Genomic DNA, 19,839 nt, shown 5'->3' with positions numbered 1-19,839 from the left:
CAATGACAAATGAAACGGCAGCGGACGTTTCCGGAAGCTCTTATCTATTTTCGATTGTCAGAATCGGCATTTTGTTTATTATTATGTGCGGAATTATTTATCCATTAGTATGCACCGGTCTGGCGCAGCTCCTCATGCCCAGCTATGCGGAAGGAAGCTTCATCAAGAATACGGAAGGCGGCATTATCGGATCGGAGTTAATTGGGCAGAAATTTACGGACCCGCATTATTTCCAAGGACGCGTATCAAGCATTGAATATGCGGCGGATGCATCGGGATCGAACAACTACGGTCCGTCTAATCCTGAACTGGTGAAGCGGGTGCAGCAATCGGTTGCGGATTGGCAGAAGAGCAATCCTGATGTGCCGGTAAGCGAGCTGCCGGCAGATTTGATTACGAATTCGGGCTCAGGATTGGATCCTCACATCACTCCGGATTCGGCGGAAGTGCAAATTCCACGAATAAGCAAGCTGACGGGAATTCCAGCAGCCGAGCTCGACAAGATCGTTGCGCAGCATACCGAAGGGCGCTCGCTTGGCCTCTTTGGCGAACCGCGGGTCAATGTGCTGAAGCTGAACTTGGCTGTAGATGAGATGATGAAAAAATAAAGCCGCTTCCATTACTTGGTTGAGCGCCCTGCTTCACATCTGTGGAGCAGGGCGCTGCATAAAGAGCGGGCACCGCAGTCGATTTTTTTATTAATATTTGTAAAGTTGCGACTTGGACAATTGCTGGAAAGGGGAAACTTCAATGGACAGCTTTCGCCGTAGAACTCCAGAGGAAATTCTTGCATCCATCTCTGACATCCGGCGCGGGAAATTAAAAGTATATATCGGTCCAGTCAGCGGCTCGGGGAAGACGTATCATATGCTGCGCGAAGGACAGATGTTGAAGAAGCAAGGTATTGATATCGTCATTTGCGCTGTATCTACGAATCAAAGACCGGAAACGATCGAGCAAATCGGCGACTTGGAACGGATACCGAGCATGCACTGGCACAAAGGCGGCGTGGAACGCAAAGATTTGAACGTGGATGCGCTCATCGAACGGAATCCGGAAGTCGTGCTGACCGATGGCCTGGCTCACCGCAACCGCAAAGGTGCCCCGTTTGCGACACGTGAAGAAGACATTCGCTATTTGTTGCAGCACGGAATCAGCGTCATCACTACAGTTAACGTGTATGAATTGGAAGGGGCGACAGAGATCGCCCGCCGCTTGACCGGCATTGCGGTGGAGGAGACGGTGTCGGCGGATGTGCTCAATCTCGCGGACGAAGTGAGATTGATTGACGTCACGCCGGAGACGATTTTGACGAGGGTGTCTGAAGGCAATCTAGGATATCATTCCGATGCCTCGCTGTTCCAGCGCGGGAACTTGGGTAAATTGCGGGAATTGGCACTCAGACTTGTAGCTGAAGATGTGAATGAGTCTCTGCAGAAGCACAGGGAACAGTTAGGCTTGGCAGGGCCTTCCGGCACGGCTGAACGAATTTTGGTATCTGCCCAGTACTATTGGAACGGCTCCATTCATGTCCGCCGCGGACAACAGATTGCCAAGCGATTGAATGGCGACCTATGGGTTGTATCCCTTGTGAATCCGCAGCGGCCGCTCACGAAGGACGCGGCAGCATTCAAGCGCTCTATATTGAAGCTGACCGACAAAATCGGGGCCTCATTCGAAGAACTGCATGTGCCTTCACGCAGAGCCATTCCGAAGGTGCTGGTCCGGTACGCGATGGAGCATAACGCCACGCGTATCGTTATCGGCCATTCGAAGCAGACGCCTTGGCAAGAGTTCTGGCGGGGTTCGATCGTCAACAATGTATTGACACGAATCCACAACATCGACGTTTTTTTCGTAGCTGACCGCTCGAATAAGGAAGGTGAGCGGATTCTTCCCACGAAGCGCAATGATCAGGAGTCGGAACGCGATTGGTACCGCAGGCTGAGCAATAAAGAAATGGAGCAAAAAATTAAACAGATGAAGCGAGGGACGTTTAAAGTATATATTGGCGCGGCCCCAGGTGTTGGAAAGACGTACACAATGCTGCGCGAAGGGAACGATTTGCTGCGCAAAGGGATCGATGTCGTCATCGGTCTTCTGGAAACGCATGAACGTCAAGAGACGATGGAGCAGGTGGGAGATCTGTGCGCGATTCCGCGTCAACAGGTGCGTTATCGCGAATTTGAGCTCGAAGAGATGGATACAGAAGCGATAATCCGGCGCAATCCCGAAGTTGTGCTGGTCGATGAGCTGGCCCATACGAATGTGCCGGGAAGCAAGCGCAAAAAACGGTACGAAGACGTATCAGCCATCCTGGACGCAGGCATTTCGGTCATCTCTACGGTCAATGTGCAGCATTTGGAAAGCTTGAACGACGCGATCGAACAAATTACCGGGGTCCGGGTTCGGGAAACGGTGCCGGATAATATTTTGAATATGGCAGACGAGGTGGAGCTGATTGACGTAGCGCCGAAATCACTGCAGCAGCGCATGAGGGAAGGGAAGATTTATGCGCTGAACAAGGTGGATCAAGCGTTGAACCACTTTTTCAAGACCGGCAATCTCATCGCACTGCGCGAGCTGGCGCTGCGGGAAATCGCGGACGACGTCGATGAGAAGCTGGAGTCTTGGGATCGCAACGACTCCTTGCGCGGTCCATGGCGAAGACGAGAGGTCATCTTCGTCGGCGTGACAGCCAGCCCGAATGCGGAACGGCTTATCCGGAGAGGGTTCCGCATTGCCTATCGCTTGAAGGCGGAATGGATCGTCACATATGTCCATGACGAGATGAGCATTCCCGAATCGCTGCATGCGCGCCTGGACAGCTTGAGAGCATTGACTGAGCGTCTGGGCGGAACATTCGAAGCGCATGTGACCCATTCTCCGCGGAACATTCCGCTGCTGCTGCTGAATAAGGCCAACGAAAAAAAGAGCACGCAAATCATTATCGGCCAGTCGCAACGCGGATTGCTGCATACGCTGCTGCGCCGATCCGTAGTGGGTGCGATTCTTCGTTCAGCCCGCCATATGGATGTGCTCGTCGTTTCCGATTTTGTCCCAAATCACAAATAAACACAACCCATCTGAAAATAACAAATTTACCTTTCGGCAATACCATTTTATCTTTAACCGCGAGCGCTTACAATGCGCTTTACTACTCCACATGGGAAAGGTGAGTGGCATGAAAGGCGAGGGAGGGTTCCACGAAGAATTGGAGCAAGGTTGGCGGTGCTGCTTATGCTAAGCCAACTGCTGCCGCTTGGTTTCCAGCCTGCAGTTAGAGCGGCAGATACAGACGGACAAGTGAAGGATATGGCGCTGCATCAACCGTCTATGGCGAGTTCCGAAAGAAAGCTGTTACTCCTTATTCCTGCGTGTTCTTCAACAGTTCGATGAAGCTGCGCGCGCTCTTCGAGACATAATGATCCTTAAGCCAGATGAGCGCGGAGGATGCAGGCTGTGATCCTTCGATCTCCAGCGAATGAATGCCGGAGAATGGCTGCAGGCGCAACACGGATGCGGGTACGACGGCTGCTCCGAAGCCGGATGACACCAACGTCATTAACATCGCAATATCAGAGCATTCGCAGACGATGTCTGGCGTCAGCTGTCGGCGTGCAAACTGTTCCATTATCGTGTAATATACCCCAAGTCCCTGCGTGCTCGGCAGAATAAGCGGCTGGCACGCGATATCCTCGAACGTCACGGATGCAGAGCCGGATGCGGGCGGTGTCGAAGTAAGGTAATAGAACGGCTCGGCCGGCAAGTGCAGGACGGTGAAATCGCTCAGCTCAAGCGGGAGCCAGACGATGGCGAGCTCGAGCGTCCGATCCTTGACCATGCTGCACAACTGGGCCGATTCGTTCTGCCGGATCGAGTACGTGATGTTCGGGCAGGTCGCCCTGAAGGCGCGCAGGAGCGCCGGCAGCCGGACATTCGATAGCGTGTTTACGCCGATCGTCAGCTGACCGCGCAGACCGTTGCCGATTTCCTTCACTTCTGCCGCTGATTCATCCATCCGTTTCGTAATGTGCAGCGCATGACGATACAGTGACCGCCCCGCTTCCGTCAACTCCAGAGCCCTTCCGTTTCGCAGCACGAGCGTTACGCCGAGCTCGGTCTCCATTTGCTTCAACTGCTGGCTGAGCGGGGGCTGGGCTATATGAAGCCGGTTCGCCGCAGCCGTAATCTGCCGCTCCTCGGCAATCGCAATAAAATAGCGCAATTGTCTAATGTCCATTGTGCTGATGCCTCCCTTTGGCGCATGAACCGCGCCATACTGACCTATTTCATGTATTTTCATATCCTCTTCATTCGTATTTTTAATATAATATATGTTTTTCCTATATAACAACTCGCATCGGCAAAATAGCAAAAACTGTCCAAACAGTCTCAGCCTGTTTTTATACAATGAAGATATCTTGTTGAGTAGGAAATAGGAGGAGATAGGATGAAAGAGATAACCGGTTATTTTACGCAGCTGAAAGGCACAAGTGAGGAAGCAGGCAGGCAGCAAGGAGTGTTCGCTGTGGAACAATCGGCCTTCATGCGCATGGCGGTATTGCCGGAGCGCCTGCCGGAGCCGCGGCTGCGTGAGACGATTAAGCTACTGGACCAGTATTGCCCAGGCATTAATGACGAAATTCACGGTGCAGCTGAAGCGATTGGCGTGGAACCCGGGCGGATGGCCTACTATGCGGGCACAGACATACAAGCGGGCTGCAGTCATTGCGCCGTGCTGCCGGGCAAATCGGCGGACGGCCGGACTTACGTGCTGCGCAATTATGATTTATCGCCGGAGCTTACGGATATGCGGCTTTGCTATACGGACATTCAAGGTCTATATCGGCATACAGGATTCTCCGCATCGTTGTTCGGGCGCACCGAAGGCATGAACGAGCATGGTCTATGCGTCACGTTCTCGGCTTGCGGGCAGCCAGTAGGTGAAGTGCAGGGCATGCGGCCTGCGAAGGTGCGCGGATTGCAGTTCTGGGCAGTCGTGCGCACGGTGCTGGAGCAGTGCCGGAGCACGGCAGAAGCGGTGGATGCGATTCGGGACATGCCAATCGCCTCGAACATGAACCTGATTATAGCAGATCCGTCAGGGGCGGCTGCGCTCATCGAGACGTTCGATGGCAAGCTGGCGGTGCATGACACGGACGGGAGCTCCAGTCAGCCGTATGTTACTGCGACGAACCATCCTCTGTTTGCGGAAGTGGAACGGCTCGAACCGCGCAAGTTGAACCATTCCGTCATCCGTCACAGACTGTTGAATGACATGCTCGAGAAGCAGGATTCGGTTGGCAAGCAAGACTTGAAAGCGATGGTAGAGACTGAGTATCCGCACGGCCTGACCGTGCACAATTACCGCCAATGGTTCGGCACGCTGCATTCCGTCCTCTTTGATCTTGAGGAACGTTCGCTGGACGTTTGCTTCGGTTCGCCGCTCATGAACCCGTGGTATACTTTACGGATGGGGGAACAGCTTCCTTTTACGAAGGTGAATGTACAGGTGGAGCATCGGGAGGCAGGTCCCGACTTCTGGAAGCTAGTATAACGAAAAAAAGGAGGCGCCGGCATGGATCTGTCCTTGATAGAAAGTGCTGTTCAGTACATTGAGACTAATCTGAAGCAGCCGCTTCTTGCAGAAGATGTGTCGCGATCCGTACATGTCTCTTACTATCATTTTCACCGTATCTTTCATGCGATGACCGGAGAGACGATCGGGGACTATATTCGCAGGCGGCGGCTGACGGAAGCGGCACTGGAACTATTGGCTGGACAGCGGCCGATTCTGGACATCGCGCTTGATTATCAATTCGAATCGCAGGAGGCGTTCGGCAGGGCATTCAAGAAAGTGTTCGGTTTCACCCCGAACGGATTTCGCCGCAAAAGCGCTCGTCCTGTCGTCAATGAGAAGGGGGCGCTTGTCGGTCGGCGGCTGCAGCACCGTTTCGATAACATCAGCATTGAACCGGAACTTACTGAGCTGACAACCGCGATTTCCCTTGTCGGCCTGCAGGGACGCACGAATTTACGCGACAACCGCATTCCGCTGATGTGGTCCGAGCTCGTTCGGCGGCGGCAGGAGTTGACGAATGCAGGCGCAGGCGGTACCGCCTACGGCATATGTCAGGCGATGGACGCGATGCCGGTGCACGATTTGACGGAAGATACGGAGTTTACGCAATTCGTCGGCTTTGAATGCGCTGAATGCGGCGATATCCCTTCCGGCATGTTGGTATATACGATTCAATGTGGAAAATACGCGGTGTTCCGGCACCGAGGGCCGACTGCCTTGCTAAGGGACAGTTACGAATACATTTGGGGAACATGGTTGTACAGTACGTCATACGAACTGGATAATCGTGATGATTTTGAGATGTATGGGGACGATTTCCGCGGAACAGAGAACGAGGAGTCCGTAATCTGGATCTATATTCCGGTGAGGTAGCTTGATTCATTATGTCATGTCATCGCTCAACTTGAATAGGAATACCGCCAAACCTGGCCACTTGGCCAGGTTTTTCTTTCATTATAAAAATGATAAAAAGTCGGGCTGCCGTACAATGGCCCTTATCTCCATTCTCCCATACAGTCAGAAGAGATAACGACGAGGATAAGTCACATTGCCGTTTCGTATATCATTCTATGAAGCGGCCGATTGTGTTGGCGGTTAACCAGAGTCGTCCGTAGGCATGCAGCCTACTGAAGGACGGGGAGATTGAAGCAAAGGGTTGGATGAAGCGAATCCCCGTCAGTCTGAACGCGCCACCGCACATACGGAACGTTTGTTTCATCTTTGAAAGACCTTGATAGGGGTTTTTACATTGATGAAGTATATACAATACATATGCAAAATAGATATTATAAATATTTTTTATATACTTTTGGGCGTGGTAGCATGTAATCAAGCAAAGCAATAGTTGATGATAAATAGTGAGAGGATGAATGAGGATGGAAGCGAAATATTGGCTGACTGATGTATCGTTAGAGCACAGCTTTCGATATGAAGCTGGAGTGATTGCGGGTACGATGATCGAACCGAGCCATTTGCTTATTGAGCAAGGACGCATCTCTAGAATTGTTCCAGCCAGCATGCGCTTAGATGATGACTTGCCGCGACGGAGCGCCCGCGGTCTGCTGGCGCTTCCTGCATTTGTCGAGAAGCACTGCCATTTAGATAAGACGATATTGGGTGATGAATGGAGAGCCGTACGACCGGCAGCGAACATTTTGGAACGGTTCGAGATTGAGAAGAACGTGCTGCCACACTTGTCTACCACGATGAAGGATAGAGCGCGAATACTTGTTGAGAGGCTGCTCAATGCAGGATCCACTCATATCCGCACGCATGTGGACATTTACCCGGAAGTCGGCCTGCGTCATCTGGAAGAGGTGCAAGAAGTGTTGGCGGAGTACGATGACAGGTTGACCTGCGAGATTGTCGCGTTCCCGCAGCACGGACTGCTGCGCACGGACTGCGGCGAATTGCTGCGTGAGGCGCTGCGGCGCGGAGCGGGTCTCGTCGGCGGCGTCGATCCAGCGACGGTTGATGGCGACATGGAGACGTCCTTGCAGACGATGATGGACATTGCAGTGCAGGGTGATGCGGACATTGATCTGCATCTGCATGATGGCGGAGCAGTCGGCCTGCAGACGATAAAGAGGCTGTGCGAACTTGCCGGGGAAGCAGGCTGGCAGGGCCGCGTGGCGGTTAGCCACGCCTTTGCGTTAGGGGATGCGGCTGGTCAAGAAGCGGATGACATCGCACAGATGCTGTCCGAGTATGGGGTTACCATTGTGACAAGTGTTCCGCTCGCCCGCACGATGCCACCGGTGAATTTCTTGCATGAGAAGGGTGTATCGCTCGCAGTCGGTTGCGACAATATATATGATTCGTGGTCGCCATTCGGCACCGGGGACATTCTGGAGCGTGCCGGGCGGCTGGCGGAACGATTCGGCAGAGTGACGGAGCAGAAGCTTGCGGAGACGCTAGGCTTTATTACGGGAGGGATAACCCCGCTTGATAAGGAAGGGAAGCGAGTCTGGCCCGCAGCAGGAGATGAAGCAAACCTCGTATTGGTAGACGCAAGCTGCTCGGCCGAGGCGGTGGCAAGAAGAGCGGTTCGGAAGGCGGTGCTGTTCCGAGGGCGAATTGTGGCAGGCATATTGTAATTCTATGTGCTGATCGGCCGAAAAGCGACAACATCCACTTAAGCTCAATGCTTGAGTGGATGTTGGTGGGTATTATTCCGTTTTGGAGCAATGCTACCAGTTCGAACCGCCGGATGAATTGTTGTTCTTGTTGCTCCAATTGGAGCCGCTGGATGAGTTGCTGCTATCGCCCCAGCTGGAGCCGCCGGAAGAATTGCTGCCACCGATCCAACTGGAGCCGCTTGAAGACTGGTTGTTGCGTTGTTGCGCTTGACGTTCCCGTTCTCGTTCCCGTCGTTCGGCTTCACGGCGCCTCTCTTCCTGTCGGCGTTCCTCCCGGATGACCTCATCGTATGCCCGGTCCATCGCCGTGATGATGCCAGCCAATGTAGCGGCGCTCCGGGCAGCTTGATCGTAGGCGCCTAACCGCATGAGATGACTGATTTCGTTGTTCACGCTGGAATATTGCGACTGATACGGAGACACGTTTATTTTGCGTCTGACCCGCGAATGGACGGAATGGTAGCGGCTTTCCAATTTATCGATTTCGCGCTCGGCGTTCCGCTTTTGAACGACTGCCCGTTCGATTTCCCCTAAATATTGCTCCGCCTCGGCCACGAACTGATTGCTGACTTCGGCCAAGAGAACAAGATCGTATGGCTCGTCGGCGAACAGCTGCTGCAAGCCGGATTGCAATTTCGCCAAGCTGTTTTCCTGACGGCTCCAGACATGCACAAGTCTGTGCCGGGATATCGCCTGCCGCCCTTTGGCATATGCGGTTTCAGCCGCAGCCTGCTTCCGTCTTGCTTCCTCCAGCATGCTATCGAGCTTGCGTACCAGCTGAGAGTAATGCTCGGCCCGCTCATCCAGTTCCACTAGCGTATGAAGCATCTGGTCAAGCTCTTTCCGTGCCATCTCATATTCTTGAACTTCCTCATCGCACCAGTGCTGCACTTGACGCAGCGACTCTGCGATATCTGCTGTGTACGGCACCTTATCCCGATAATCGTGCCATGCCTGTTCCCAATGCTTCGTCCGGTACATCCGCCGGACCCGTTCGGTCAGACCTTGAAGCTGTTCGTCCTGCTGGGGATAGCCGGCAAGCTTCGATACGATTAAAGCGATATCGCTCGCATTTTTGATTTTCAAATCCGCCTGCCGTTGCGTCATTTGCACGGCTTCGCTCAAGAGCTGGCGCATGAGTTCCACCTGCTGCGCGGCTCCAGACATTTCCCCCTGCTGCAGGCAGGCGAGCATTTGTTCATTTGCTTGGCGCGCCTGCTCGACATGGCCGTACGGATCGATTCGAACGAGCTTGAGGCGATGTTCCTGTATAATTTGTTCGAAGTGCTGCCTGCATGCTCCCATTTCGTTCGGAAAGCTCCGGTATAAATCGGCAAACGAAGAAATGGAGGTGACATCCTGTTCCAGCCGCAGCAGCGTTTCATTGGCATGGTTGACCCGATGCTCCGCGCCGAGCGGATCGAAGATTTCCAGCTGCTTGCTCTTTCCAAGCTCAGCTTCGATCGCATCCTGACGGATTCCAAGCCCCCCGAGCGGCCAGCCGCGGTTCGCTTGTTCTGCGGCCAGCGCCGTCTTTAGCGTGTCCAAGCGGCTGTCCGCATCGGCAATCGTCTGCTTCAACGTGCGATCCACCTCTTCGATGTGAGCGATCTGCTGGGCGAGCTCCGTTGCCTGCCCTGTCATTTCGGCAATCTCGGTCAGAGCGGACTTGAGCCGCTTGCGCAGGCGCGGCAGCAACCATTCCCTCATTTGGATGCGCAGGAACGATTGCTCCAATCCATTGAGCCGAACCAGCATATTCGACAGTTGATGATCGATGGACTTGGCTGTTTGCAGCGTTTCACCTTGAGACAGGCCGACAAAAGGCTGAATGCCTTCCATTCCATGATTGGCTTGAACCATTAGCTTCGGAAGCTTCTTGCGTATCCCGCGCAGGCGCAGGGCCTGAAATCCGATTTCAGCGAGAGCCGCTAGCAGAAGCAGGGTGACGGCAACTGCAATGACCAAACTCCAATTGATTTTGGCGCTAACGGTAAGTTCGGGCTTCACTTGTTTATCTGATGAAGGCGAAGCATGCTCCGTTGAAGGCTGCTGCACCGAAGATTCGTCCTGTACCGCCGGCGCCTGCTCGTTCGCGCTTGGCTTGGCCTCTGTTCCTGTTTCGCTCGCAACGGGTTCCACCGGCTTCAACGCGTGGGTTGCCTTCATCAGCTGAATTGATGCTTTTGCGAAATTGCCTTCTTTGGCATGAGGGATGAAGTTCGCATCGACAAATTCTGTCAGCTTCTGATCCGTCTTTCCGTCGCCATTCAAGTCATTCGGAAGCGCATCGATCTTTTCTTGCAGCATGGCGTTGTTGAAGTTCATTTCTATGCGGCGGTCTTCCTTGGACAAGAGAAGCAGGATGTCGTCCGTGCCAAGGTCCCATTTCGTGTAGACGTCTGTCGCATATGAAGCGGGATCCGCTCCGCTCAGATTGGCAATTGTCAGCACATAGAAGGTGTACAGCTTGCCTTGAGCCGCCTTTTCGATTTGGGGTATCGCTTCTTTGGAAAGCATTTTGGCTGTATCCTGTATGAGCCCCTTTTTGGCGGGGATGTTGGCTGCCGCGATGATGCTTGGAAAGGCGAGACACATCACAATCATAAGCAGGAATAGGCGTTGCGCATGTTTCACAATCAACCCTCCAGTTATCCGGTTATATCGTGCAAAATGGAATGCAGTATGATACCAGTATAACGGATTTACGGATATCGTCGAATGAAAGTTCCTGTTTTTCGCAAAATGACACAAATAAATTGGAGGGCAAATTCATCAGATGAGAGCAGAACGGGCTGGTCGAGGGAGTGTACCGTGTAGATTTTGGATAATTAGGGGAATACAATAGAAAAGAACAACTTGTATATTTGACATTCACGACAGATATGGGATGTGTTGGGGTTGAGCATGGCGGAAGTGTACAAAAAAATACGGCGCGGAGAAACATTTAAAACGATATCGGATCTAGACTTCGCTCGTCTGAACATTAAAAATCCTGTTGAATTGGCTGCAAATTCCCCGGTCATGCAGCAAGTGATCGCCAAACAGTGGAACCGAATTCAAACGACCGGCAGCAAAGAAGCAAACAAAACCCGCCAATAATGGCGGGTTGCTTATCTAATGGCTTTTAAAATACGAGTCACGCTCGGATCATCCTTCGGGACTTCGACCATTCGGACGATATTGCCGCTTACGGAATGGTTTCCAGCGTTCGCTTTGGCCTTATTCAAGTTCTCTAATGCTCGCTTGTAGACATCCTGTCTATTAATAGGAGAAGCTGTTCGTTGAATCATCATCCATCACTCCTTACCTCCATTATAATCAGATGACAAAATCTGGTCAATGCGCTTGCGGAGGCTGGGATGCGGGTGTCGTTACCAACACCATGAATTCGATGCTTTCCACGTATGTATCGATCGTGCTGTGCAAAAGCTGGAGCAGATGCCGATCGAAAATATCAAACTGGGTGGAATGACTGCTGATAACGGTGACGAGGCGATCTTGCCTGTACGGATAGGAGTATACCAAGTAGTTTTTCCGGAGTAAATTGTCATTGTCTGTTTTGTTGCGGATAGCGGCCTGCCTCTCCTCTGCGGATTGCTCCGCCAATTCTTTCATTTCATGAGGAAGGTCCTGCACATATAGTTGGAACGAAAACCCGGTGTTGAACACTTTCAGATATCCCGCTTGAATTTCCTCAAGAAAATAAGTGAGCACCTCGTAGTAGTTGATCGTGTTGTTGTGCAGGAAACCCCATGTTTTCGCTTTCGCGTCATCACTGCAAAGATAGGACATCAGATTAGCTTTGGTCGCGTTGATGACAGCCAAATCGACAGCTGCGTTTTCCTTCCTTTCGACTTCGAATTCCAATTGGAACAGCTTAAATTTCTTCAATCTTAAAAAGGCTACCGGAATGATGAGAAATAGCATCATCCATACCATTAAATAAAATAGTGTTCGAAATATGATCTGATTAATGTCGGATGACACGATTGGTGTAACGACGATGTTCAGCCATGTCTCATTATCCGTTGCTACCATCGGCTGCTTGGAAGGAGACCTCCCGGCAGATGTTTTGTCAGATTGGGACGGTTCGGGGGCGGAAAACGGTTTGCTATCTTGGTGAGGACCATGGAATCCGAGCTGGACGAACGAAACGAATGCCCATCCTAATATTAGCGTGATTCCGATTCCGTACAGATAAGGTGCAAGTGTGTTCAACCATTGCCATATCGAAGGCTTCGGTTCCTTGCTCATCGCAGGCTCCATCACTCCTTTTTCAAAAAAACAATGATCTTCTTCCAAATGAATACGTTAGGGTCAGCATATCCTATTCAACATCTGATGTGGAAATTCCTTCTATTTTAACAATGGGTAACTTGGGTAAGATTCAGTCATACCATGTTGATACTCGAAGAGGAGATCAGACGTGAATCATTATCTGCCTCCTCAATCATTCAAATGTTTATTGGAACGGTTTAATGTTCCTGCATTTAGGAAACGTGCTGCAGCCAAAAAACTCGCCTTTTGGTCCCTTTCTAATGACCATAGGGTGGCCGCATCTATCACATGTTCTCGTTGCCTGAGGTATTTCTTGCAGGATCTGTTTGGGTTCAGGAACAGCCCCGGGATTCATTTTAAGAATCATTGCTACTAGCTCTTCGCGATTTATTAATCGTACTCCGTTTGCTTTGGCTAAATTAACGGCAGCTTCCGTATAATTGCGATTAGACAGTACCCACGCCTCGGATGCGCCATAATAATTCATTGAACTATGTATTTGTTGAACAGCGTCTATACCTACATTTTTGCTGTATCGCTTTGCTTGAACAACAATTTTCCGGCCGTCTCTCGCAATGACAAGGTCTGCTCCATAGTCACCAGCTGCTCTTGTCACCTTAACCGAATATCCCTGTGATTTAAATAGAAGTCCGAGATAGTGTTCAAATTGCCGTCCATCCATTTGATCAATCTCAGCAATTCCGGACTTTTTTAATCGTTCTGTTTTGTTCACATGCCGTTCAATGAGAATGGCGACCAACATGCCAATTGCAATGATACCCACGACAGTGGAGATATTTATAGACTTCGTATAATAATAGGTTCCTACAAAAGATCCAATGCCAACTAATCCAAACATTGCTTTTAAAAATTCTTCTTCCTGTTTGGATTTGCTCTTTCTAGCCACTTCCTCAACTCCTGATCATATTATCGGCCGCGTTGGATTCTAGGCTGCAACTACCCAAAGTGTATTGGAACTTACACCTTATCCCTTGTTCTTAGTTGCTTTCAATTGCAGGAATGGCTTCAGGTCGGTACCTATACCTCGTGACAAGTCTATCGTTAACGTATCCTTATGAAAATGACAGACAATTTTTTGACAGAACGGAGTCGCTAGCAATCTGCAGGTTATTACAAAGGTAGCGTCATCTTGCCATGTGCCGCTGGCGGCGATAGGTTGCCGGATTTCTTGATCCGTTATTTCACCTGCCAACCAAGCGCCGATTCCGCATGTCAACTGCTTCTTTGCTCCCTGTTCATGCCATGTGATCTCTGCCGCATCCTCTTCAAATTCGAACTGAATCGAATCCCACTGCATCTCGTTATCATTGAAGATGTAGAGAGCACCAGACACTGTTGTTGACAGTTCGGACCTACAGATCGACGTGTGCGGAGGAATAGCGAGCGTCGATAGCTTGGCAGTCAAAGCCTGCTGTTCCTTAACGTCAGCCTGCATCGCTCCTTCTCTGCATGCGGGAAGCAGGAGGTCCCAGACTTGATTCAAGACGGCCTGCATATCACTTAGACCGCTTGTAATGGCAATTACGGCATCTTGCTCGGGCATGACGATGACGAACTGTCCGAATGCGCCATCCCCGCGATATGCATCATGCCGGCAGCGCCAGAATTGATACCCGTATCCTTGCGTCCAGTCACTGTCTGCGCTCTGACCGTTCGAAATGTGGCGGGAAGTGGCTTGTTGAATCCAAGCTGCCGGAATGATCGGACGCCCGTTCCATTGCCCTTGCCGCAAATACAATTGACCGAACTTGGCAACGTCCTCCGTGGTCAAGCTCAAGCCCCAACCGCCTGTGTTGATGCCGAGCGGACAAGTCTCCCACGCAACGCCGGCAATCCCGAGCGGTTCGAATAAGCGGGGCTGCAAATAGTCGATCAACGTCTGGCCCGTGCGCTTCTGCACGATGGCGGATAACATGTAGGTAGCATCGCTGCTATATAGGAACTGAGTGCCCGGCGTATGAGGTAACGTGCTGCCAAAATATGCTTTGACCCAGTTGCCGTCTTTCGAACCCCTTATATTGGGCGCATTATTTGCGTCATGCCCCGTAGACATAGTCAACAAATGCCGCACCTGGAGCTTTTCGAAATGCTCCTCCACTTCAGGAGTAGCTTCTTCCGGAAAAAACGAAATAACCGGATCCTCCAGGGAGAACCGCCTCTCCTCCACCGCGAAGCCAATTGCCGTTGAAGTGAAGCTTTTACTTAACGAGAACAAGGCGTGCGGGTGATTCGCGGCGTAAGGCGCCCACCATCCTTCCGCGACGACATGACCATGGCGCAGGAACATGAAGCTATGCAGTTCCAATTGCTGTTGTTCTATATGTTCAATGAAAGAATGGATGGCCTTCGATGATATACCTTGCTCTTCCGGATTGCTGCGGGGCAAACGGTGCTGGGTAGCAAGCATGACATTTCCTCCTCGGGGTATCTATTTTCGTTCTGATCATCCCATGTATTTCCTATTTTATGTTAAGCCCAGTATAAGCCTCACAGGATGGATGTTCAATCATCATTTAGACAGAGTCGCTTCGCTGTCGAACGCGAAAAGGACGCCCCAGTTGATTCACAATATTAGATGCTAAAAATAATTCTTTTTGGGTACATGAAACGACGAATCGGGTATGGAGCCCTGTTGGTGTCCGCAGTATACTTTTGGAAAAGACAAGCGCTCCGCAGAATCTCTAAGAATCGGGTCGATTAAGGCATGGGGCTGCCTGCCATTATCCGCTGCAGGGCGCGGCTCTATCTGCCGATCGGATGGCTTTATTGTCAACGAGCTTATTTTAAATATATCGCGGGAGGACTGGAGATGGCTGAACAAAAGCAAATGAAACTGGGGGCGCTGCTTCTGGCAGAAGGCGGCAGTGCCAGTGGCTGGAGACATCCAGATGCAGGTACAAAGGGCGGTGCCGAGTTTGGAAGATTCAAGGAATGGGCGCGGCAAGCGGAAGCTGGCAAGCTGGATTTAGTCTTTATTGCAGATGTGCTGTATATTACCGACAAGACGCTCCGCAGTATTTGGACCAGTTGGAGCCATTGTCGCTGTTAAGCGCGCTTGCTGCGATTACGGAGCATATCGGTCTGATCGGGACCGTTTCCACCACGTACAGTGAACCTTACACCGTTGCCCGGCAGCTCGGCACACTGGACAAAATAAGCGGTGGACGGGCTGGCTGGAACATTGTTACCTCTGCCTATGAAGGCAGCGCGCTCAATCATGGCAAAGCGGGTCAGACGCATCCGGAGCATAGCTTGCGTTATAAGATGGCTGATGAGCATTTAGCAGTGGTGAAAGGACTGTGGGATTCCTGGGAAGATGGCGCATTCATCAGAAATAAGGAAACAGGCGAGTATTTTCGCAAGGATAAGCTGCATGCGCTCAATCATGTAGGAGAGTATTTTTTAGTAGAAGGGCCCTTGAATCTGTCCCGCTCGGCACAAGGACAGCCGGTTATTTTCCAGGCGGGTTCGTCCGAGGCAGGCAAGAACTTCTCTGCCAAAAACGCTGACGCCATATTCACTACCCAAAGAACAATGGAGGATGGAATTGCCTTTAAGAAGGAAATTAAGGAGCGTGCAGTTGCTCATAACCGTTCTGGCGATCATATCCTCATATTTAATGGAATTGGGCCAATCATCGGACGGACGGAGGAGAGGCAGAGCGCAAATACGAGCAGTTGGCCGAATTGCTGGACATTGACAAGGCGCTGGAATACTTGGGGCTGTATTTCGAGCATCATGATTTTACACAATATGCGCTGGACGAACCGTTTCCGGAAATTGGCGATATGGGTAATGACAGCTTCAAGAGCAACGCGCTCAAAATCAAGCAGGATGCCAGAGACAACGGCTGGACATTGCGGCAGGTTGCTGTGCAGGTAGCGACGCCTCGCGATCCGTTTACAGGAACAGCGATGCAAATTGCCGATCGCATGGAGGAATGGGTGAAGCGGGAAGCGACAGACGGGTTCCTGCTGTTCGAGACTGTACCGAACGGACTGGCTGATTTCGTAGAGCAGGCCATCCCGATTCTGCAGGAGCGGGGATTGTTCCGCACGGAATACGAGAGCAGCACGCTTCGTGGCCATCTCGGTCTTGCCTTGCCCGCAAACCGCCATACGCAATTCAATGAAGACCATGTGAAGGAGTAATATGGTCGCCAGTGAATCAGGATTTTCTCTTCCGTAACATGTCCGGGAGGATGCGCAACAGCTTGAAGCGGGTCGCCGTCAAATGAAGATTTCTTACAATCTTGTGAGGTAAAGCATTCTTCATCAAGCTTAATAGGACGACTATTGGATGATTTAGAAGAATTATAGAATGAATTTGAAAATAATGGTCAAGAGCCCGTGGGTTTACAGAAACTAAAATCACCTTCAAATCGTTGCATAAACATCGTTCAGAAAAACGATTTGAAGGTGGTAGAAACTTAGCCTTGTCCCTTATTCAATAAACTTTCAGGAACAACGTTGAGATCAATTCCAAAGACGATGGGAAGCAAATAATAAACGGAAAGGATAATAATGATGGTGGCAAACACGTTCACGGAAAAACCTGCTCGGACCATGTCAATAATCTTTATTTTCCCCGTACCGAATATGATTGCATTGGGCGGTGTGCCGACAGGCAGCATGAAGGCACAGTTTGCCGCCATGGCACAAGGTATCATAAGAGCGAACGGATGAATGCCGAGGGCCATCGCCAATGCTGCCACAACAGGCAATATCATCGTTGCCGTTGCTGTATTCGACGTAATTTCTGTCAACATCATAATGAGAAGTGTAGCGCATGAAATAATGACAATGAGATGAAAGCCATCGAGCATGGTCAACTGTTCTCCCATCCAGGCAGAAAGGCCGCTGGAACGGAAACCGGCCGCAATCGCCAGGCCTCCTCCAAAAAGCAGGAGCACTCCCCACGGAATTTCCTTTGAATCACTCCAATTTAAAATACGAGAGCTTGTTTTTGCTTTAGCTGGAATCATAAACAAAAGGGCTGTTGCCATAATAGCAATCATCCCATCTGAGATACCTGGTATTTGTATGATCAACCCGTTTTCTACCCATAAAAACTCACGAGTGATCCACATAAAAGCAGCGAATACAAAGACCCCACCAACCATACCTTCTTCAAAAGATATCTTGCCAAGCTTTCTGCGCTCGCCTTGAATCAAATCTCGTCCACCTGGAAGTTGTTTGATCGATGTATTGAACTTCAGTCTCCCCAAATAAAACCAGGTGAAGAAAAGCATTAAAATGACGACGGGGACGGCAAACAGCATCCACTGGGCAAATGAAATGGTAATGCCAAATAATTCATTCATTTGGGCCACAAGAATAATATTGGGCGGAGTACCTATTAATGTTCCGAGTCCACCGATCGTACCTGCATAGCCGATACCAAAAATAAGGGACTTCTCAAATTTCGGCAGATCCTCTTCTTCCGGCTTTCCTTTCAAGGCACTGGCAATCTGAGCCGTAATCGCCAGTCCCATCGGGACCATCATCATCACAGCTGCTGTATTGGACACCCACATCGACAAAAATCCAGTTGCGGCCATAAAACCAAGCAAGATGCGCTGTGTGCTAGTACCGATCATGGAGATAATAAAAAGAGCCATTCTCTTATGCAAATTCCACTTTTCCATCGCTGTGGCGATGAAAAAACCGCCCAGGAATAGAAAAATAATATCGTTGCCGTATGATGATGCGACCACATTGCCTTGCATCGCTCCTGTGATAGGAAGCAGTATGAGTGGCAGCAGTGATGTAGCCGGTATAGGAATCGCCTCTGTAATCCACCATGTGGCAATCCATAACGTAACGGCGAGCACAGCTTTCCCTTCTGTAGAAAGTCCGTCTGGTTGGAAAAATAGCATCGTTAAGATAAACAATACAGGTCCCAGTATAAGTCCAACTAGCTGAGCGTTTGAATACGGTTTTATAGGCTTTTCGTTGTGATGAACGGCTCCCTTGTCTGATGCTTTTATAAATCCGGTTTTTGCTTGCTTCCGATAAGAGAAAACATATAATACGTCTTTCGTTCGCTTATGCTGTGCCCACAGGCTGCGCCAAGCTGATAAAGCTAATTGTTTCATAACCTCTCTCCTTTATGTAAGCGCTTTCCATTGTCCTGACAGATTTGTCTTTCCGTATCTGTTTTTTACTAATGTTAGGTTATGCAACCGTTCAATTTTTCCATTCCTCCCATCTTCATATATGTTCGCTCAATTATTTTAAAATCATTTTACTCATTTTACCATAGTAAAATGTAAAAATCTTCTCATGGGCGGAGAAATCTTAAGAAAAAGTTTCGTTTCTATTCTCAACTGAGGGGTGCTTTTATGATAATTCAACTTGTAAAATCCAAAGAATTACTTTTAACGACCCATGCTGGACTTAGCCGGAGAACAGGAATATGTTCCTCTGGACATCGATCTCTCACCATTTTACAACTCAGGTACGAAAAAAGAAGGCGTGTCCGCACGTATAAAGGGTACTATTATGAACCTATAAAATGTGGTAACTTGTAATTTGTAGATAGTAGGATGTAAAAATAGATGATATAGATGCAGTATTGGTTCATTCTCTAGTGCGAATGTATAGTGCACATGAATTTACGGGGGGATTCGCACCGTCATTTTTCCAAAATATAGGTGTTTCTTCTTGCTGTATTTGTAATTAATTTTAGATTTGATTTTTTCAATCGTTTAATTGATTATTTTGCTCGATTATATAGCGTAAATTGAGAGTTACTATCAAATTTCGCTGTCGCATCCTACGCGGATGCGTGGATTGAAATTGCTTTAATATTTCATCCAATTTAAGACGGAACATGTCGCATCCTACGCGGATGCGTGGATTGAAATGCCTTTCTCCGGGAGCCTGATCGCAATATTTCCGGTCGCATCCTACGCGGATGCGTGGATTGAAATCAGTCTAGTCGGAAAGAAAGTAACGGCAGAATAGTCGCATCCTACGCGGATGCGTGGATTGAAATTAGTATGCTAGTGGACAAAAAAAGTTGATAGAAAGTCGCATCCTACGCGGATGCGTGGATTGAAATATAACAACGGACGGGCCGTGGTTGAACAGGATATCGTCGCATCCTACGCGGATGCGTGGATTGAAATGATTCGGCGGCAAGTACTTCCCAGTAGTCCACTATGATGATCATTTTTCTACCGAAGAAATGGTCATCTCAATCTCAGGCAGAGTAAATGATGATATGCAAGTCGAGAAAATAAAAAATAGTATAAGTAACTCAACTTTCGCAGCATGAAATCGACAGATATGCCTTGATGTAACTGGGCAG

General features: G+C 50.0%; 13 protein-coding genes, 1 pseudogene and 1 CRISPR repeat array. Of the genes and pseudogenes, 7 read left to right on the top strand and 7 right to left on the bottom strand.

The annotated features are described in order from the left end of the window. Window positions 1-2: 2 nt before the first annotated feature. Both kdpC and LQV63_RS26715 read left to right on the top strand, forming a co-directional pair. Window positions 3-608: a potassium-transporting ATPase subunit KdpC gene (gene kdpC / locus LQV63_RS26720; RefSeq protein WP_233698980.1), complete on the top strand. Its 606-nt coding sequence runs from the start codon at window positions 3-5 to the stop codon at window positions 606-608. 142 nt (window positions 609-750) lie between these two features. After that, on the top strand, window positions 751-3,075 hold the full coding sequence (locus tag LQV63_RS26715) for a universal stress protein (protein ID WP_233698962.1): 2,325 nt from the start codon (window positions 751-753) through the stop codon (window positions 3,073-3,075). 292 nt (window positions 3,076-3,367) lie between these two features. Here the strand turns inward: LQV63_RS26715 and LQV63_RS26710 are convergent, their stop codons facing one another. Then, a complete protein-coding gene (locus tag LQV63_RS26710) occupies window positions 3,368-4,243 on the bottom strand; it encodes a LysR family transcriptional regulator (protein ID WP_233698961.1) in 876 nt (291 codons plus the stop codon). A gap of 210 nt (window positions 4,244-4,453) precedes the next feature. Between LQV63_RS26710 and LQV63_RS26705 the strand changes: the two genes are divergently transcribed. The 3 genes from LQV63_RS26705 (at window position 4,454) to LQV63_RS26695 (ending at window position 8,181) form a co-directional block, all read left to right on the top strand. Further along, window positions 4,454-5,560: a C45 family autoproteolytic acyltransferase/hydolase gene (locus LQV63_RS26705; RefSeq protein ID WP_233698960.1), complete on the top strand. Its 1,107-nt coding sequence runs from the start codon at window positions 4,454-4,456 to the stop codon at window positions 5,558-5,560. A 21-nt stretch (window positions 5,561-5,581) separates the two neighbouring features. Then, window positions 5,582-6,457, top strand: coding sequence for an AraC family transcriptional regulator (locus LQV63_RS26700; RefSeq protein ID WP_233698959.1), 876 nt, complete (start codon window positions 5,582-5,584; stop codon window positions 6,455-6,457). Window positions 6,458-6,960: 503 nt separating this feature from the next. Further along, window positions 6,961-8,181, top strand: a complete 1,221-nt coding sequence (locus LQV63_RS26695; RefSeq protein WP_233698958.1) for an amidohydrolase — start codon at window positions 6,961-6,963, stop codon at window positions 8,179-8,181. A gap of 93 nt (window positions 8,182-8,274) precedes the next feature. On the opposite strand, the gene LQV63_RS26690 is transcribed toward LQV63_RS26695, so the two are convergent. Beyond that, entirely contained in the window at window positions 8,275-10,860 is a 2,586-nt protein-coding gene (locus LQV63_RS26690) for a TPM domain-containing protein (protein WP_233698957.1), read from the bottom strand. A 264-nt stretch (window positions 10,861-11,124) separates the two neighbouring features. Here LQV63_RS26690 and LQV63_RS26685 point away from each other — a divergent pair, with 264 nt between their 5' ends. Further along, the gene (locus tag LQV63_RS26685; RefSeq protein WP_233698956.1) at window positions 11,125-11,325 is read left to right on the top strand and encodes a hypothetical protein; all 201 of its coding nucleotides are present in this window, start codon (window positions 11,125-11,127) and stop codon (window positions 11,323-11,325) included. An 11-nt stretch (window positions 11,326-11,336) separates the two neighbouring features. Here LQV63_RS26685 and LQV63_RS26680 read toward each other — a convergent pair whose 3' ends face one another. From LQV63_RS26680 to LQV63_RS26665, 4 genes are all read right to left on the bottom strand, one after another. Beyond that, complete coding sequence (locus LQV63_RS26680; protein WP_157259619.1) at window positions 11,337-11,519, bottom strand: hypothetical protein; 183 nt, start codon at window positions 11,517-11,519, stop codon at window positions 11,337-11,339. 43 nt (window positions 11,520-11,562) lie between these two features. Continuing rightward, window positions 11,563-12,480, bottom strand: coding sequence for a hypothetical protein (locus tag LQV63_RS26675; RefSeq protein WP_233698955.1), 918 nt, complete (start codon window positions 12,478-12,480; stop codon window positions 11,563-11,565). A 208-nt stretch (window positions 12,481-12,688) separates the two neighbouring features. Then, the gene (locus LQV63_RS26670; protein WP_233698954.1) at window positions 12,689-13,411 is read right to left on the bottom strand and encodes a restriction endonuclease; all 723 of its coding nucleotides are present in this window, start codon (window positions 13,409-13,411) and stop codon (window positions 12,689-12,691) included. Window positions 13,412-13,489: 78 nt separating this feature from the next. Then, window positions 13,490-14,932, bottom strand: coding sequence for a serine hydrolase domain-containing protein (locus tag LQV63_RS26665; RefSeq protein ID WP_233698953.1), 1,443 nt, complete (start codon window positions 14,930-14,932; stop codon window positions 13,490-13,492). Between the two features lie 402 nt (window positions 14,933-15,334). Between LQV63_RS26665 and LQV63_RS26660 the strand changes: the two are divergent. After that, window positions 15,335-16,676, top strand: a pseudogene (locus tag LQV63_RS26660) (LLM class flavin-dependent oxidoreductase). Between the two features lie 278 nt (window positions 16,677-16,954). On the opposite strand, the gene LQV63_RS26655 reads toward LQV63_RS26660, so the two are convergent. Then, on the bottom strand, window positions 16,955-18,622 hold the full coding sequence (locus LQV63_RS26655; RefSeq protein ID WP_233698952.1) for an SLC13 family permease: 1,668 nt from the start codon (window positions 18,620-18,622) through the stop codon (window positions 16,955-16,957). Window positions 18,623-19,294: 672 nt separating this feature from the next. Next, window positions 19,295-19,657: direct repeats of the CRISPR family, unit length 32 nt; unit sequence GTCGCATCCTACGCGGATGCGTGGATTGAAAT. Window positions 19,658-19,839 lie beyond the last annotated feature (182 nt).

Origin of the sequence: Paenibacillus profundus (assembly GCF_021369635.1) — a bacterium.
Taxonomy (GTDB): Bacteria; Bacillota; Bacilli; order Paenibacillales; family Paenibacillaceae; genus Paenibacillus_B; species Paenibacillus_B profundus.
This window is presented reverse-complemented; position numbering and strand designations above follow the sequence as displayed.

Coding starts and splice junctions, on each gene's coding strand:
- kdpC (WP_233698980.1), top strand. CDS start 3: ATGACAAATGAAACGGCAGCGGACGTTTCCGGAAGCTCTTATCTATTT.
- LQV63_RS26715 (WP_233698962.1), top strand. CDS start 751: ATGGACAGCTTTCGCCGTAGAACTCCAGAGGAAATTCTTGCATCCATC.
- LQV63_RS26710 (WP_233698961.1), bottom strand. CDS start 4,243: ATGGACATTAGACAATTGCGCTATTTTATTGCGATTGCCGAGGAGCGG.
- LQV63_RS26705 (WP_233698960.1), top strand. CDS start 4,454: ATGAAAGAGATAACCGGTTATTTTACGCAGCTGAAAGGCACAAGTGAG.
- LQV63_RS26700 (WP_233698959.1), top strand. CDS start 5,582: ATGGATCTGTCCTTGATAGAAAGTGCTGTTCAGTACATTGAGACTAAT.
- LQV63_RS26695 (WP_233698958.1), top strand. CDS start 6,961: ATGGAAGCGAAATATTGGCTGACTGATGTATCGTTAGAGCACAGCTTT.
- LQV63_RS26680 (WP_157259619.1), bottom strand. CDS start 11,519: ATGATGATTCAACGAACAGCTTCTCCTATTAATAGACAGGATGTCTAC.
- LQV63_RS26675 (WP_233698955.1), bottom strand. CDS start 12,480: ATGAGCAAGGAACCGAAGCCTTCGATATGGCAATGGTTGAACACACTT.
- LQV63_RS26665 (WP_233698953.1), bottom strand. CDS start 14,932: ATGCTTGCTACCCAGCACCGTTTGCCCCGCAGCAATCCGGAAGAGCAA.
- LQV63_RS26655 (WP_233698952.1), bottom strand. CDS start 18,622: ATGAAACAATTAGCTTTATCAGCTTGGCGCAGCCTGTGGGCACAGCAT.